The sequence below is a fragment of the Rhodoplanes tepidamans genome, from assembly GCF_030813915.1.
GTDB classification, from domain to species: Bacteria; Pseudomonadota; Alphaproteobacteria; order Rhizobiales; family Xanthobacteraceae; genus Rhodoplanes; species Rhodoplanes tepidamans.
Map to the genome: position 1 here is coordinate 1 of NZ_JAUSUJ010000043.1, position 15,029 is coordinate 15,029.

Below are 15,029 nucleotides of genomic sequence, written 5' to 3' on the forward strand. Positions count from 1 at the left end.
CGCCCCCCCGGGGGCCGCGGGGGGGGGCTCGGCTCTGGGGCGGCGGGGGGGGGCGGGGGGCCGCGGCGGGGCTCCGCGGGAGGGTACGGGCCGCGCCGTGTGGGCCGCGCCACTTTTCGTTTCGGGCCCGCAGGACGAGCCGTCGGCATGGCGGCCGGGGGGCCCCGGATGGTGGATTGCGGCACTCACACACCGGCTCGGCAACAAATCCACCGGCAACTGGTAATAGAGGATGTCAGTCAGAACTACGATTGCGATGTAGTGTTGCCGTGCAACTACAGCTTTCATTCTTGGCCGGATGTACTCTCGCTCAGGTAAGCAGAAATTCGAGGTGCCCCCGGCGGCACGTCCAAGTCGGGGAGAAATTCGGTCCCGTAGCAACCCGCAGGGCACCGACGGATCAGGGACGAGGGGGATCCAATGAAGAAAATGCTGCTGGCGACCACGGCCGTGGTCGCGTTCGGATTCGGTTCGGCTGCGGCCGCCGACCTGCGGCCGGCCTACAAGGCGCCGCCGCCTCCGCCGCCCGCGCCGGTGGCGAACTGGAGCGGCTGCTATGTCGGCGCCGGCGGCGGCTACGGCATGTGGAACCAGGACCACGAGGAGTATTTCCCCGGCGGGGTCCCGATCTCCTATTCGACGACGTCGGGCGGCCGCGGCTGGTTCGGCACGGTGGGCGCCGGTTGCGACTACCAGTTCGCCCCGAGCTGGGTGCTCGGCGTGTTCGGCGACTACGACTTCGCCAGCCTCAAGGGCGACCACAGCATCACGCTGGGCGGCCTGTCCTATACGGGCGAGGAAAAGCTCAAGTGGGCGTGGGCCGTGGGCGGCCGGCTCGGCTACGTGGTGGTCCCGCAGCTCCTGGCCTACGTGTCCGGCGGCTACACCCAGGCGCATTTCGACGGCTACAGCCTGGGGCTGAACGTCGTCGGCGTTGGCGGGCCGTTCCTCAGCGTGGACAGCAACACGCGCAGCGGCTGGTTCATCGGCTCCGGCTACGAGTATCAGCTCGGCTGGATCCCGGGTCTGACCTGGAAGACCGAGTACCGGTTCTCGGACTTCGGGTCCGAAAGCGATGCCATCTACGCTTTCGGCGGGGGGGCTCCGGTCGCCTACACGGACTCCGACAAGTACGTGCAGACCATCCGCACCGAGCTGGTCTACCGCTTCAACTTCGGCGGCGCCGCTCCGGTGATGGCCAGGTACTGATCGGCGGCGGATTGGCGACCGCGCCCGGTCGCGTTCAGCAGCGTGTCGCCACGGCCCCGGGACGTCACCCCGGGGCCGTGTTGCTTCTCGCGCCCGGCGTCCCCCTGCCCTGATCGGCCCGACACCGCCGGCGATCGCCGAGGAAGTGAACCGCCGCTCAATTTTCTGAAGCAAAATTCATCTCTATGTCGATTTGGCTGCATGAAATCGTTGTGGCGGCGCGGGAAGGCGCATAAATAGGGGCGTCCGGCCGCGGTGGATTTCCCGGGTCGGCCCGGCTTGCTCCCGCTCCCCCAGGGGCCCCGCCCCCACGATCAGGACCCGTTCATGTCCCGCCAAGACGCGAACGCTCAATTCGCCCTCACTTCGTTCCTGTACGGCGGCAACGCCGCCTATATCGAAGACCTCTATGCCCGCTACGAGGCCGACCCCAAGGCGGTCGACACCGAGTGGCGCGTGTTCTTCTCGAACCTGAAGGACAATGCGGCGGACGTGGCGCGCTCGGCGCGGGGCGCCTCCTGGAAGGAGCCGCACTGGCCGGTGGTCGAGGAGGGGCCGATCCGCATCCTCGACACCGAGGTCCAGGAGGCGGCGATCCGGCTCACCGACCGCCTGTCGGCCAAGGCCCAGCACTACGGCGTCGAGCTCTCCTCCGCCGACGTCCAGCAGGCGACCCGCGACAGCCTGCACGCCCTGATGCTCATCCGCGCCTACCGCATGCGCGGCCATCTGCACGCCGACCTCGACCCGCTCGGCCTGGAGCCGATCAAGGACCACGAGGAGCTCGACCCGAAGAGCTACGGCTTCGGCCCGGCCGACATGGACCGGCGCATCTTCCTCGACTTCGTGCTCGGCATGGAGTTCGGCACGCTGCGCCAGATCATCGCGATCCTGAAACGCACCTACTGCCAGACGCTCGGCGTCGAGTTCATGCACATCACCGACCCGGCCCAGAAGGCCTGGCTGCAGGAGCGCATCGAAGGGCCGGACAAGGAGATCCACTTCACCCGCGAGGGCAAGCGGGCGATCCTCAACAAGCTGGTCGAGGCCGAGGGCTTCGAGAAGTTCTGCGACGTCAAGTTCACCGGCACCAAGCGGTTCGGCCTCGACGGCGGCGAGTCGATGATCCCGGCGCTGGAGCAGATCATCAAGCGCGGCGGCGCGCTCGGCGTGCGCGAGATCGCCATGGGCATGGCCCATCGCGGCCGCCTCAACGTGCTGGCCCAGGTGATGGCCAAGCCGCACCGCGCCATCTTCCACGAGTTCAAGGGCGGCTCGTTCACGCCCGACGAGGTCGAGGGCTCGGGCGACGTGAAGTACCACCTGGGCGCCTCGTCGGACCGCGAGTTCGACGGCAACAGCGTCCATCTGTCGCTCACCGCCAATCCGTCGCATCTCGAGATCGTCAACCCGGTGGTGCTCGGCAAGACCCGCGCCAAGCAGGACCAGCACGGCTGCACCACCGACGACCGCACCTGCGTGCTGCCGCTGCTGATCTCGGGCGACGCGTCGTTCGCGGGCCAGGGCGTGGTGGCGGAGTGCTTCGGCCTCTCCGGCCTGCGCGGCCACCGCACCGGCGGTTCGATTCACTTCATCGTCAACAACCAGATCGGCTTCACCACCTATCCGCGCTACTCGCGCTCGTCGCCCTATCCATCCGACACGGCCAAGATGATCGAGGCGCCGATCTTCCACGCCAACGGCGACGATCCGGAAGCGGTGGTGTTCGCGGCGAAAGTCGCGACCGAGTTCCGGCAGAAGTTCCAGAAGCCGGTCGTCATCGACATGTTCTGCTACCGGCGGTACGGGCACAACGAGGGCGACGAGCCGTCGTTCACCCAGCCGCTGATGTACAAGAAGATCCGCTCGCATCCGTCGACGCTGGAGACCTACTCGAAGAAGCTGTTCTCCGAGGGCATCGTCACCGACGGCGAGGTCGAGAAGATGAAGGCCGACTGGCGGGCCCGGCTCGACGCCGAGTTCGACGCCAGCCACGGCTACAAGTCCAACAAGGCCGACTGGCTCGACGGCCGCTGGGCCGGCATGAAGGTCGCCGCGCCGAGCGACGACCCGAGGCGCGGCAACACCGGCGTCGCCGCCGAGCAGCTCCGCGAGATCGGCGACAAGATCACCTCGGTGCCGCAGGGCTTTCAGGTCCACCGCACCATCCAGCGCTTCCTCGACTCGCGCCGCAAGGCGGTCGAGACCGGCGAGGGCGTCGACTGGGCGACCGCCGAGGCGCTCGCCTTCTGCACTCTCCTGGCCGAGGGCCATCCGGTCCGCCTGTCCGGCCAGGACTCCGAGCGCGGCACCTTCTCGCAGCGCCACGCGGTGCTGATCGACCAGGAGACCGAAAACCGCCACACGCCGTTCAACTACGTGAAGCCCGGCCAGGCGCGCTTCGAGGTGATCAACTCGATGCTGTCCGAGGAGGCGGTGCTCGGCTTCGAGTACGGCTACTCGCTGGCCGAGCCGAACGCGCTGGTCCTGTGGGAGGCGCAGTTCGGCGACTTCGCCAACGGCGCCCAGGTGGTGTTCGACCAGTTCCTGTCGTCGGGCGAGCGCAAGTGGCTGCGCATGTCGGGCCTCGTCTGCCTGCTGCCGCACGGTTACGAGGGCCAGGGGCCGGAGCACTCCTCGGCCCGGCTCGAGCGCTATCTGCAGATGTGCGCCGAGGACAACATGCAGGTCGCCAACTGCACGACGCCGGCGAACTACTTCCACATCCTGCGCCGGCAGCTCAAGCGCGACTTCCGCAAGCCGCTGATCCTGATGACGCCGAAGAGCCTGCTGCGCCACAAGCGGGCGGTGTCGCGGCTCGACGACATGGCGGCCGGCACCTCGTTCCACCGTCTGCTGCCCGACGACGCCGAGAGCCGTCACGGCGAGCACGTGCGGCTCGCTCCCGACCGCAAGATCCGCCGCATCGTGCTGTGCACCGGCAAGGTCTATTTCGACCTCTACGAGGAGCGCGAGAAGCGCGGCATCGACGACATCTATCTGCTGCGCGTCGAGCAGCTCTATCCGTTCCCGACCAAGGCGCTGCTCGCCCGCCTCGGGCGCTTCAAGAACGCCGAGGTGGTGTGGTGCCAGGAGGAGCCGCGCAACATGGGCGCCTGGACCTTCGTCGAGCCGTACCTGGAATGGGTGATGAACCAGGTCGGCGGCGAGTTCCGGCGGCCCCGCTACGCCGGTCGTCCGCCGTCCGCCGCGACGGCGACGGGCCTGATGTCCAAGCATCTCGCGCAGCTCAAGGCATTCCTCGACGACGCGCTGGGCTGAGCCGAAGCCCCTCGTCGTCAGACCCCCGTGGCCGGACGATCGCCCGGCCTCTCCGCCTCCCCGAACGAACCCGATCCGCGCGCCGTCGCGCTTCCGCGTCCGCCGCCTGATCCTTGGATAAAGACGATGGTTGATATCCGCGTGCCCACCCTGGGCGAGTCCGTCACCGAGGCCACCATCGGCCGCTGGTTCAAGAAGGCGGGCGAGCCGGTGTCGGTGGACGAGCCCCTGGTCGAGCTCGAGACCGACAAGGTCACCATCGAGGTGCCGGCCCCGGCCGCCGGCGTGCTCTCCGAGATCGCCGTCGCCGACGGCGAGACCGTCGCGGTCGGCGCGCTGCTCGGGCAGATCGCCGAAGGCGCCGCGGGGGCCGCCGCGCCGGCGCCCAAGGCCGAGAAGCCGGCCGCCGCCAAGCCCGCCGCGCCGCCGCCGCCCGCGCCCGCCGCTGCTCCGGCGGCCGTGAAGCAGGACGGTCCGCTCGCCCCGTCGGTGCGCCGCCTCGAGGCGGAGACCGGCGTCGCGGCCGCCGGCGTTCCGGGCACCGGCAAGGACGGCCGGGTGACCAAGGGCGACATGCTGGCCGCCATCGAGCGCGCCGCCGCGCAGCCGACTCCGGTGCCGCAGCCGGCCGCCGCCGTGCAGGTGCGCGCTCCCTCGCCGGCCGACGACGCCGCGCGCGAGGAGCGCGTGCGCATGACCAAGCTGCGCCAGACCATCGCGCGCCGCCTCAAGGATGCGCAGAACACCGCCGCCATGCTGACGACCTTCAACGAGGTCGACATGACGGCCGTGATCGCGATGCGCAACCAGTACAAGGAGCTGTTCGAGAAGAAGCACCGCGTGAAGCTCGGCTTCATGGGCTTCTTCACCCGCGCCTGCGTCCAGGCGCTGCGCGAGGTGCCGGCCGTCAACGCCGAGATCGACGGCGCCGACATGATCTACAAGAATTATTATCACATCGGCGTCGCCGTCGGCACCGAGCGCGGCCTCGTCGTGCCGGTGGTGCGCGACTGCCAGTCGAAGACGCTCGCCGAGATCGAGAAGACGATCGCCGACTTCGGCCGCCGCGCCCGCGACGGCCAGCTCAAGATCGACGAGATGCAGGGCGGCACCTTCACGATCTCCAACGGCGGCGTCTACGGCTCGCTGATGTCGACCCCGATCCTCAACGCGCCGCAGTCCGGCATCCTCGGGATGCACAAGACCCAGGAGCGGCCCGTGGTGGTCGGCGGCAAGATCGAGATCCGCCCGATGATGTATCTGGCGCTCAGCTACGACCACCGCATCGTCGACGGCAAGGAGGCCGTGACGTTCCTGGTGCGCGTGAAGGAGTGTCTCGAAGATCCGGCGCGGCTCGTGCTCGACCTCTGAGGCCGAGCCGCGTGGGGTTTCGCGCTGCGGTCGTGCGACGAGGGGCGACGTGGTATAAGGTCGTCGTGCGGCCATGAGCTTCGGGGTCTCGGTCATGACCGACGCTGTCGACGTGCGGTTCCTCGGCGAGCAGATGCGCCAGATGCAGTCGGACATCCGCCAGGTGCGGTCCGATCAGCTCCGGCTGGAAAGCGAGCAGGTCCAGATGCAGGACCGGCTGGCGCGGCTGGAGGGGAAGGTCGACGCCGGCTTCGAGAGCGTCGGCGACCGGCTCGAACGGCTGGAGGGCCGGGTCTATCGGCTCGAGGGTCGGGTCGAAGAAGGGTTCCGGGCGATCGACGAACGCTTCCGCTCGATGGAGCGGTCGATCGACGCCCGGTTCGACCAGGTGTTCCAGACCGTCGCCACCAACACGCAGATGCTGCTCGAGGCGATCAGGGGCCGGCCGTCGGACTGAGCCGGCCGATCCGACCCCGCGGCCGCGACGCCGGTCCGCGACACGTCATGGCGCAGCCCTGCGCGGGCGGCGCCCAACACGGCGCCCGCGGGCGGGCGTCGACGAGAACGGAATGTCCCACACGGCCGAATTCCTCTCCCTCATGGCGGTGTTCCTGGTCGCGGCGGTGACGCCGGGGGCGGACTTCGCCTGCGTGATGCGCGAGAGCGTCGTGCACGGCCGCCGCGCCGGCATCCTGGCCGCGATCGGCGTCGGCTCGGCCATCCTGGTGCATGTCGGCTACACGGTGCTGGGCATCGGCCTGATCGTCGCCCATTCGGTCGTCGCCTTCACGATCGTCAAATGGGTCGGCGCCGCCTATCTGGTCTGGCTCGGCGTGAAGAGCTTTCGCGCGCCTGCTCCGACGCTGCCCGATCCGGGCACGCACGATCCGGCAACCAGGCCGGCGCACCGCTCGCTCACCATCGGGGCGCTGACCAATCTGCTCAATCCCAAGGCGACGCTGTTCTTCGTCTCGCTGTTCTCCACCATCGTGTCGCCGAAGACGCCGCTCGCCCTGCAGTTCGGCTACGGCGTCGCCATGGCCGTGACGCTGGCGGCCTGGTTCACGATCGTCGCCGTGTTCCTCACCACCGGCACGGCGCGCGCCGCCTTCGCGCGGGCCGGCCGCTGGTTCAACCGCGCCACCGGCCTCGTGCTGATCGGGCTCGGCGTGCGCGTCGCCCTGCAACGGAGCACCTGAGTGTCCGCCACCCCCGTCCCCACCGAGCTTCTTCTCCTCGCCGCCGCCGTCGTGCTGCTGATCGTCCAGATCTTCGTCCAGTCCGGCACCATGACGAAGGAGCTGGGCGGCGACTGGAACGCCGGCCCGCGCGACGACGGCCGCAGGCCGACCGGCGTGATCGCCGGCCGCGCCGAGCGCGCGCTGAAGAACTATCTCGAGACCTTCCCGGCCTTTGTCGGCCTCGCCCTCGCGCTCGCCGTGACGGGCCGCACCGGCGGCCTCGGCCTCGCCGGCGCCCATCTGTGGTTTTGGGCCCGCGTCGTCTACGTGCCGCTCTATCTGGCCGGCGTGCCGAAGGTGCGCTCGCTGGTCTGGCTCGCGGCCCTGGTCGGACTCGGCCTGATGGCCGCCGCCCTCGTCCTCTGATCGATCCCCTGATCCCTTGCCTGAACGGAACCTCGCGATGTCAGCTTACGATCTCGTCGTCATCGGCACCGGCCCCGGCGGCTATGTCTGCGCCATCCGGGCGGCTCAGCTCGGCCTCAAGACCGCCGTGGTCGAGAAGCGCAAGACGCTGGGCGGCACGTGCCTGAACATCGGCTGCATCCCGTCCAAGGCGCTGCTGCACGCCTCCGAGCTCTACGAGGAGGCCGGCCACGGCTTCGAGGCGATGGGCATCAAGGTCGGCAAGCCGAAGCTCGATCTCGCCGCCATGATGGCGTTCAAGGACGAGGGCGTCGACGGCAACGTCAAGGGCGTCGAGTTCCTGATGAAGAAGAACAAGATCGACGTGCATGTCGGCACCGGCCGCATCGCGGCGCCCGGCAAGGTCGAGGTGACGGGCGAGGCCGGCACCACGACGCTGGAGACCAAGGCGATCGTCGTCGCCACCGGCTCCGAGGTGGCGCCGCTCAAGGGCGTCGCCATCGACGAGACCCGCATCGTCTCCTCCACGGGCGCGCTGGCGCTGCCCAAGGTGCCGAAGAAGCTCCTGGTCGTCGGCGCCGGCGTGATCGGGCTCGAGCTCGGCTCGGTGTGGCGGCGCCTCGGCGCCGAGGTCGAGGTGGTCGAGTTCCTCGACCGCATCGTCCCCGGCATCGACCTCGACGTGGCGCGTCAGTTCCAGCGCATCCTGCAGAAGCAGGGCTTCGCGTTCCGCCTGTCCACCAAGGTGACGGGGATCGATAAGTCGGGCGCGCGCCTGAAGGCGACCGTCGAGCCGGCCGCCGGCGGCGAACCGGTCGTGATCGACTGCGACGTGGCGCTGATCGCCATCGGCCGCGTGCCCTACACGGACGGGCTCGGCCTCGATGCGGTGGGCGTCGCGCTCGACCCGCGCGGCCGGGTGATCACCGACGCGCATTTCGCCACCAATGTGCCGGGGATCTACGCGATCGGCGACGTGATCGCCGGGCCGATGCTGGCCCACAAGGCCGAAGACGAGGGCGTCGCGGTCGCCGAGATTCTCGCCGGCAAGGCCGGTCACGTGAACTACGGCGTGATCCCCGGCGTCGTCTACACGACCCCGGAGCTCGCCACGGTCGGCAGGACCGAGGAGGATCTGAAAGCCGCCGGCATCGCCTACAACGTGGGAAAATTCCCGTTCACGGCGAACGGCCGGGCCAAGGTGAACCGCACCACCGACGGCTTCGTGAAGGTCCTGGCGGACGCCAAGACCGACCGGGTGCTCGGCGTTCACATCCTCGGTCCCGACGCCGGCAACATGATCGCCGAGGCCGCCCTGGCCATGGAGTTCGGCGCCTCCTCCGAGGACATCGCCCGCACCTGCCACGCCCACCCGACCCTCACCGAGGCGGTGAAGGAAGCCGCGCTGGCGGTGGAGAAGCGGGCCCTGCACATGTGAGATGCGCATGGGCGAGCGCGCACTCTGAGGGACGAAACGATGTCGCCGACTCTCGGCCGCGTGCCTCGGACAAGACGCATCAGGTCGGAGACCTGATGCGTCGCAGAGCCGGGGCCCAGGGGCGGCTCGGCAAGGGATCCCAGGCAAGCGAACCCGGGACCGCCTCGTCCGACCGCCCTGGGTCCCGGGTCACGGCGCGGTGCGCCGCGCCCGGGACACGAGACCCGTTCCGGCGCAGAGCAGCGGCACTACCCCTGGCGTGAACCCGGCCGGCCTCCCCATATACACAATCGCATGCGCCGCCTGACCCGACCGCTGTGGATCCTGCTCGCCGTCGTCTTCCTGGTGGAGGCGTGGCTGTGGGAGCACGTGCGGCCGCTGGTCGCCCGCGTGGTCGACTGGATCGCCTGGCCGGCCCTGAAGCGGCGCATCGCCGCCGCGATCGAGCGGCTGCCGCCGTGGCCGACCCTCCTGGTGTTCCTGATCCCGGCGGCCCTGCTGTTCCCGCTCAAGCTGGCCGCGCTGTGGATGTTCTCGCACGGCTACTGGCTGGGCGGCGTCGCCGTCTTCGGATTCGCCAAGGTTTTGGGCGTCGGCGTCACCGCCTTCGTGTTCGACCTCACCCGGCCGAAGCTGATGCAGCTCCCCGGCTTCCCGCGGCTCTATGCCCTGGTGCTGCGTGGCCTCGCCTGGGCGCACGGCCTGGTCGATCCCTACAAGGCCGAGGTGAAGGCGTGGCTCGCCCGCACGATCGCGCCGCTGCGCGCGCGCATCGGCCGGCTTCTCCGCCTGCTGGCACCCGGCCGGCGCGGCCGGTTCCTGCGCCACCTCCGCCGGCTGCGCCGCAGTGTCCAGCGCGGCGCCCCGCGGGCGGCGCCGGCGGAGTGATCTGCGACGGCCTGATCAGGTCTCCGTCATTCCGGGGCGCGGCGAAGCCGCGAACCCGGAATCCAGCCATGACCTCCGACGTCGCCGTTGGATTCCGGGTTCGTGCGCCTCAGGGCGCACGCCTCGGAATGACCGGTGCACGCTCTGACGCCTCACACGATATGCACGGCGTGCGGGGCGAACAGGCCGATGCCCATGAAGACGATGCCCAGGATGCCGACGCCGCCGGCCACGAAGGCGAGCGCCATCATGCCGGTGATGACGGCGGCCGAGCACAGCACGATGCCGATCTGGAACGCCGCCGAGGCCACCTCGTAGTGGTGATAGCGGGCCAGCGCGGTGTCGCGCTCGTGCTCCAGGTGCTCGGCATGCGCCCGCAGCTCCTTGCGGCCGTCCTTCTCCTTCGGGTCGCTGTCGTAGCGCGCGACCGTCGCCTTCCAGGCGTCGATCTGCTTCTGCAGCGAGGCGCGCACCTCGTCGTTCGGTGCGGTGGCGAGCTGCAGCGTCATCGCCTCGGCGGCGGCCCGGATCGAGGTCTGCCGCACCGTCTTGGCCTGGAAGAAGTTCCAGGTGTCGCTGGCCTTGATGTTCAGGCTGATCGCCTCGGTCTGGGCGCTCTTGCCCAGCGTCTCGGAGAACGCCAGGAACAGCGCGATCACCGAGATCAGGAGGGCGATCTGCTTGTTGTGGCCGGCGGCGTGCTCGGCGTGCTCGTGATGCTCCAGGTTCTCGTGCGGCCCGGCCATGGTTCCCCCTCGGCGCTGATGGTCCGCGCAGGCATGTAGCGGGCCGGTGGCCGGACGCAAGAGGACTCTCGTCTGAGACCTTCGGGGGAGAGCCGTCGGCGGCCCGGCGTCACCGCCGCGGATGCGCGGCCCGGTAGACCTCCATAAGGCGCTCGCTGTCGATGCCGGTGTAGATCTGGGTCGTCGACAGGGAGGCATGACCGAGCAGCTCCTGGATGGCGCGCAGATCGCCGCCCCGCATCAGGAGGTGAGTGGCGAAGGAGTGTCGCAGAGCGTGCGGGGTCGCGGTGTCGGGCAGGCCGAGCGCGCCGCGCAGCCGTTCCATGGTCAGCTGGATGATGCGCGGCGACAGCGGGCCGCCTTTCGCCCCGACGAACAGCGGCCCGGTGTCGGGCAGGGCATAGGGGCACAGCGCCACATAGTCGGCGATCGCCTGCAGGACGCTGCGCAGCACCGGCACCATGCGGCGCTTGTTGCCCTTGCCGGTGACCACGATGACGTCGCCGGCGCCCGGCGCCGGCACGTCGCGCCGCTTCAGGCCGAGCGCCTCGGAGATGCGCAGGCCGGAGCCGTAGAGCAGCGCCAGCACGGCAGCGTCGCGGGCCAGCACCCAGGGCTCGCGATCCTCGCCGGCTCGCAGATCGATGTCCGCGATGCGCCGGGCCGACCCGACCGGCAGCGGCTTTGGTAATGTCTTCGGCACCTTCGGGGCGCGCACCGCCGAGAGGGCGCCGATCTCGGCGAGGCCCTCGCGGGCCAGCCAGCGGGCGAAGGAGCGCATGCCGGCCAGCGCCCGCATCAGCGAGCGGCCCGAGATGCCGTCGGCCCGCCGCGCCGCCATGAAGGCGCGCAGGTCGGCCGTGGTCAGGCTCCCGAGCGCCGCCAGGGTGATTCGGGCGCCGAGGTGCTCGCACAGGAAGGCCAGGACCTGCCGGACGTCGCGCGCATAGGCCTCGACCGTCTTGGGCGACATCCGCCGCTCGGCCCCGACATGGACGAGCCAGCGTGCCATCGCGGCCGACACCTCCGGCGCCGCGAAGGGCAGGTCGATCGCCGGAGTCTTCGGGGCCGGTTCGGGAGCCGCTGCACGGGCCATGGGGGTCGTCCTCGACTCGCTTCTGCGCCTTGACACGACTCGTATAATCGGGGCCGATCCTTCACCCTTCGTCAACGTCCGGACCCCTGCACGCATGGCCCGACGCATCGTCGACGTGCTGCTGCCCCTCGCGCTCGACCAGCCCTATTCCTATGCGGCCGGCGATGCCGCCGTGGCGGCGGGCGACATCGTGCGGGTGCCGCTCGGCACGCGCGAATGCATGGGGGTCGTGTGGGGCGACACCGCGAGTCCCGACCCGCGGCTCGACAATCGCATCAAGGAGATCGTGGAGCGACTGGATCTTCCGCCGCTGCGCGACGACATGCGGCGGCTGGTCGACTGGATCGCCCACTACACGCTGGCGCCGCGCGGCATGGTGCTGCGCATGGCCCTGCGCATGGGGGAGGGTCTCGGCCCGGAGCGCGAGCGCGTCGGGGTGCGGCTCGCCGGGCCGCCGCCGGCCCGCATGACCCCGGCCCGGGCCCGCGTGCTGGCGGCGCTGGCCGACGGGCTGGTGCGCGGCAAGGGCGAGGCGGCGAAGGAGTCGGGCGTGTCGCCCGGCGTGATCGACGGGCTGATCGACGAGGGCACGCTGGCGACCCTGGTGCTGCCGCCGGAGCCGATCGCGCGTGCGCCGGATCCCGGCTTCGCGCCGCCCGACCTCTCGCCCGAGCAGGCCACGGCGGCGGCGGCGCTACGCGATGCCGTGCGGGACAAGGCCTTCACCACCTTCCTGCTCGACGGCGTCACCGGCTCGGGCAAGACCGAGGTGTATTTCGAGGGCGTCGCCGAGGCGATCCGGCAGCACCGGCAGGTGCTGATCCTGATGCCCGAGATCGCGCTCACCGCCCAGGCGCTCGACCGCTTCTCGGCGCGCTTCGGCGTGCGGCCCGCCGAGTGGCACTCGGAGATCGCGCCGCGGCGACGCGCCCGCACCTGGCAGGGCGTCGCCGAGGGCGAGGTACAGGTCGTCGCCGGCGCGCGCTCGGCGCTGTTCCTGCCGTTCGCCGATCTCGGCCTGATCGTCGTCGACGAGGAGCACGACCCCGCCTACAAGCAGGAGGACGGCGTTCGGTATCACGCCCGCGACATGGCGGTGGTGCGGGCCCATGTCGGAAAGCTGCCGATCGTGCTCGCCTCCGCCACGCCGTCCGTCGAAACAGAGGTCAACGCGCGAAAAGGCCGGTATCGCCGGCTGGCGCTGCCGCAGCGTTTCGGCGGCCAGGCGCTGCCGCACGTGGAGGCGATCGATCTTTCGCGCGAAGGGCCTCCGCGCGGGCGCTGGATCGCGCCGCGGCTCGCCGAGGCCGTGAAGGAGGCGATCGAGCGGAAGCAGCAGGCGCTCCTGTTCCTCAATCGCCGCGGCTACGCGCCGCTCACGCTGTGCCGCGCCTGCGGCTATCGCTTCGCCTGCCCGCAATGCGACGCCTGGCTGGTCGACCACCGCTTCAAGCGCCAGCTCGTCTGCCACCACTGCGGCTTTTCGACACCGCATCCGGCCGCCTGCCCGAACTGCGACGCCGTGGACAGCTTCGCGGCCTGCGGCCCCGGGGTCGAGCGCCTGGAGGAGGAGGTCGCGACGCTGTTCCCGGGCGCGCGCGTCCTGGTGATGTCGAGCGATCTGCTCACCAGCGTGGAGAAGCTGCGGGAGGAGCTGACCGAGATCCAGCAGGGCCGGGTCGACGTGATCATCGGCACCCAGCTGGTCGCCAAGGGTCATCACTTTCCGCGGCTCAACCTGGTCGGCATCGTCGACGCCGATCTCGGCCTCGCCAACGGCGACCCGCGCGCTGCCGAGCGGACCTTCCAGCTGCTGTCGCAGGTCGCCGGCCGCGCCGGCCGCGAGGAGGGACAGGGCTACGGCCTGGTGCAGACGCACCAGCCCGAGCACCCGGTGATGCGGGCCCTGATCGCCGGCGATCGCGAGGCGTTCTATGCGAGCGAGATCGACATCCGCGAGCGCCTCGCCTATCCGCCGTTCGGCCGGCTCGCCAGCCTGATCGTCTCCGGCTCCGACCGCGCCGCCGTGGAGACGCATGCGCGCAAGTTGACCGCGCTGGCGCCGCGCGAGGAGCGCGTGCGCGTGCTCGGCCCGGCCGAGGCGCCGGTGTCGCTGCTGCGCGGCCGCCACCGGTTCCGCCTGCTGATCAAGTCGCCGCGCGCCTTCGACCTCTCCGGCTGGATGCGCGACTGGCTCGCCGCCGCCCCGAAGACCACGGGCGACCTGAAACGCGAGATCGACATCGATCCGACGAGCTTCTTGTGAGGTGATCGATCGAGCTCCGACCTCGTGTCCCGGGCGGAGCAGTCCGCGCCAGCGGGCTGCGGAGACCCGGGACCCAGAGTCCCGCGCGAGGGCGCTTCCTTATCGGAACCGAGCATTGGCGCGTCGGGATTGATGTGTCGAAGCCGTGCCGTGCGGCCCCTGGGTCCCGGGTCTGCGCACCTCGCTGCGCGAGGCGCTCCGCCCGGGACACGGGGGGCTGTGCCTCGTGATATGATCGCGAGTTGAACGAACTCCTTGTCCCGGGCGGAGCACGCCGCTTCGGCGTGCGGAGACCCGGGGCCCAGGGGCCGCAGCGAGAGGCGCTGCGATGCAGCGGCGATTCTTCGTCTACATCCTGGCGAGCGGGCGCAATGGCACGCTCTATGTCGGCGTGACCAACGACCTGATGCGTCGGGTCGCCGAGCACAAGGCGAAGCGGGTGCCGGGGTTCACACGGCAGTACGGCGTCGACATTCTGGTCCATGCCGAGCCGTTCGATTCGATTCTGGAGGCGCGGGTGCGCGAGCGAACGCTCAAGCGATGGCACCGGGCGTGGAAGCTCGTGTTGATCGAGCAGAGCAACCCGAGCTGGCGGGATCTGTCCGAAGAGTGGCTCTGAGAATACGACTCCTGTGTCCCGGGTCTACGCGCCTCGCTGCGCGACGCGCTCCGCCCGGGACACGGGGCCCGCATGTCCTACGTCGCCGGCTCCACGGTGACGACCTGGAAGGTGTGCATCTCGCCGTCCTCGTCGCGGATCGAGACGTACTCGCCCGGGACGAAGGCGTGGGCGCCGAAGCGGTAGCCGGCCTCGTCGTCCTCCTCGGCGGTCTCGTCGTAGTCGAACACCCAGCGGGCGTGCTCGGGCCCGCCCGGCTTGTGCACCAGGCGGCCGACCTCCTCGTCCTCGTCGCCCCAGAAGCGGCGGACCCGGCAGTGCTCGCGCGCCTTGCGCCACTGCTCGACGTCGATGTGGCCGTCGGCGGCGAGCGGCGCGACGAACTCGTAGCCGTGCTGCGCCGAGCCGAGCGGATACTCCTTCGAGCGGGCGAGGTTCAGCCGGATGCGCTTGAAGCTGTGCGGCAGCTGGGTCATGGCGGACTCCTGACATCCTCCCGGGGTCGGC

The 15,029-nt window shown here is 70.3% G+C and carries 13 protein-coding genes; 10 read left to right on the plus strand and 3 right to left on the minus strand.

Annotation, left to right across the window (positions count from 1 at the left end; all coding sequences use genetic code 11):
- Positions 1–420 precede the first annotated feature (420 nt).
- From J2S22_RS29875 to J2S22_RS29910, 8 genes are all read left to right on the plus strand, one after another.
- Complete coding sequence (locus tag J2S22_RS29875) at positions 421–1,209, plus strand: outer membrane protein (RefSeq protein ID WP_272780140.1); 789 nt, start codon at positions 421–423, stop codon at positions 1,207–1,209.
- Positions 1,210–1,536: 327 nt separating this feature from the next.
- Complete coding sequence (locus tag J2S22_RS29880; RefSeq protein WP_272780139.1) at positions 1,537–4,491, plus strand: 2-oxoglutarate dehydrogenase E1 component; 2,955 nt, start codon at positions 1,537–1,539, stop codon at positions 4,489–4,491.
- A 126-nt stretch (positions 4,492–4,617) separates the two neighbouring features.
- A complete protein-coding gene (odhB, locus tag J2S22_RS29885) occupies positions 4,618–5,862 on the plus strand; it encodes a 2-oxoglutarate dehydrogenase complex dihydrolipoyllysine-residue succinyltransferase (RefSeq protein WP_272780138.1) in 1,245 nt (414 codons plus the stop codon).
- Positions 5,863–5,956: 94 nt separating this feature from the next.
- Positions 5,957–6,319 carry a hypothetical protein gene (locus tag J2S22_RS29890; RefSeq protein ID WP_272780137.1) on the plus strand — a complete coding sequence of 121 codons (363 nt, stop codon included), beginning with the start codon at positions 5,957–5,959 and terminating at the stop codon, positions 6,317–6,319.
- A 112-nt stretch (positions 6,320–6,431) separates the two neighbouring features.
- Positions 6,432–7,061: a LysE family translocator gene (locus J2S22_RS29895; protein WP_272780136.1), complete on the plus strand. Its 630-nt coding sequence runs from the start codon at positions 6,432–6,434 to the stop codon at positions 7,059–7,061.
- Positions 7,062–7,469: an MAPEG family protein gene (locus J2S22_RS29900; protein WP_272780135.1), complete on the plus strand. Its 408-nt coding sequence runs from the start codon at positions 7,062–7,064 to the stop codon at positions 7,467–7,469. It begins immediately after the preceding gene.
- A 37-nt stretch (positions 7,470–7,506) separates the two neighbouring features.
- A complete protein-coding gene (lpdA, locus tag J2S22_RS29905; RefSeq protein WP_272780134.1) occupies positions 7,507–8,907 on the plus strand; it encodes a dihydrolipoyl dehydrogenase in 1,401 nt (466 codons plus the stop codon).
- A gap of 294 nt (positions 8,908–9,201) precedes the next feature.
- A complete protein-coding gene (locus J2S22_RS29910) occupies positions 9,202–9,795 on the plus strand; it encodes a hypothetical protein (protein ID WP_272780133.1) in 594 nt (197 codons plus the stop codon).
- Between the two features lie 152 nt (positions 9,796–9,947).
- On the opposite strand, the gene J2S22_RS29915 is transcribed toward J2S22_RS29910, so the two are convergent.
- The gene (locus J2S22_RS29915) at positions 9,948–10,541 is read right to left on the minus strand and encodes a DUF4337 domain-containing protein (RefSeq protein ID WP_272780132.1); all 594 of its coding nucleotides are present in this window, start codon (positions 10,539–10,541) and stop codon (positions 9,948–9,950) included.
- A 109-nt stretch (positions 10,542–10,650) separates the two neighbouring features.
- Positions 10,651–11,637, minus strand: coding sequence for a tyrosine recombinase XerC (locus tag J2S22_RS29920; protein WP_272780131.1), 987 nt, complete (start codon positions 11,635–11,637; stop codon positions 10,651–10,653).
- Between the two features lie 94 nt (positions 11,638–11,731).
- On the opposite strand from J2S22_RS29920, the gene J2S22_RS29925 reads away from it, so the two are divergent.
- Together J2S22_RS29925 and J2S22_RS29930 are read left to right on the plus strand one after the other, a co-directional pair.
- Positions 11,732–13,903, plus strand: coding sequence for a primosomal protein N' (locus tag J2S22_RS29925; protein WP_272780130.1), 2,172 nt, complete (start codon positions 11,732–11,734; stop codon positions 13,901–13,903).
- Between the two features lie 328 nt (positions 13,904–14,231).
- A complete protein-coding gene (locus J2S22_RS29930; protein ID WP_272780129.1) occupies positions 14,232–14,522 on the plus strand; it encodes a GIY-YIG nuclease family protein in 291 nt (96 codons plus the stop codon).
- 77 nt (positions 14,523–14,599) lie between these two features.
- Here J2S22_RS29930 and J2S22_RS29935 read toward each other — a convergent pair whose 3' ends face one another.
- Positions 14,600–14,998, minus strand: a complete 399-nt coding sequence (locus tag J2S22_RS29935) for a hypothetical protein (RefSeq protein WP_272780128.1) — start codon at positions 14,996–14,998, stop codon at positions 14,600–14,602.
- Positions 14,999–15,029: the final 31 nt, after the last annotated feature.

Excerpts from the sequence above, each read along its gene's own strand:
- J2S22_RS29895 (WP_272780136.1), top strand. The coding sequence starts at position 6,432 with ATGTCCCACACGGCCGAATTCCTCTCCCTCATGGCGGTGTTCCTGGTC.
- J2S22_RS29910 (WP_272780133.1), top strand. The coding sequence starts at position 9,202 with ATGCGCCGCCTGACCCGACCGCTGTGGATCCTGCTCGCCGTCGTCTTC.
- lpdA (WP_272780134.1), top strand. The coding sequence starts at position 7,507 with ATGTCAGCTTACGATCTCGTCGTCATCGGCACCGGCCCCGGCGGCTAT.
- odhB (WP_272780138.1), top strand. The coding sequence starts at position 4,618 with ATGGTTGATATCCGCGTGCCCACCCTGGGCGAGTCCGTCACCGAGGCC.
- J2S22_RS29875 (WP_272780140.1), top strand. The coding sequence starts at position 421 with ATGAAGAAAATGCTGCTGGCGACCACGGCCGTGGTCGCGTTCGGATTC.
- J2S22_RS29880 (WP_272780139.1), top strand. The coding sequence starts at position 1,537 with ATGTCCCGCCAAGACGCGAACGCTCAATTCGCCCTCACTTCGTTCCTG.
- J2S22_RS29930 (WP_272780129.1), top strand. The coding sequence starts at position 14,232 with ATGCAGCGGCGATTCTTCGTCTACATCCTGGCGAGCGGGCGCAATGGC.
- J2S22_RS29890 (WP_272780137.1), top strand. The coding sequence starts at position 5,957 with ATGACCGACGCTGTCGACGTGCGGTTCCTCGGCGAGCAGATGCGCCAG.
- J2S22_RS29920 (WP_272780131.1), bottom strand. The coding sequence starts at position 11,637 with ATGGCCCGTGCAGCGGCTCCCGAACCGGCCCCGAAGACTCCGGCGATC.
- J2S22_RS29915 (WP_272780132.1), bottom strand. The coding sequence starts at position 10,541 with ATGGCCGGGCCGCACGAGAACCTGGAGCATCACGAGCACGCCGAGCAC.
- J2S22_RS29925 (WP_272780130.1), top strand. The coding sequence starts at position 11,732 with ATGGCCCGACGCATCGTCGACGTGCTGCTGCCCCTCGCGCTCGACCAG.
- J2S22_RS29935 (WP_272780128.1), bottom strand. The coding sequence starts at position 14,998 with ATGACCCAGCTGCCGCACAGCTTCAAGCGCATCCGGCTGAACCTCGCC.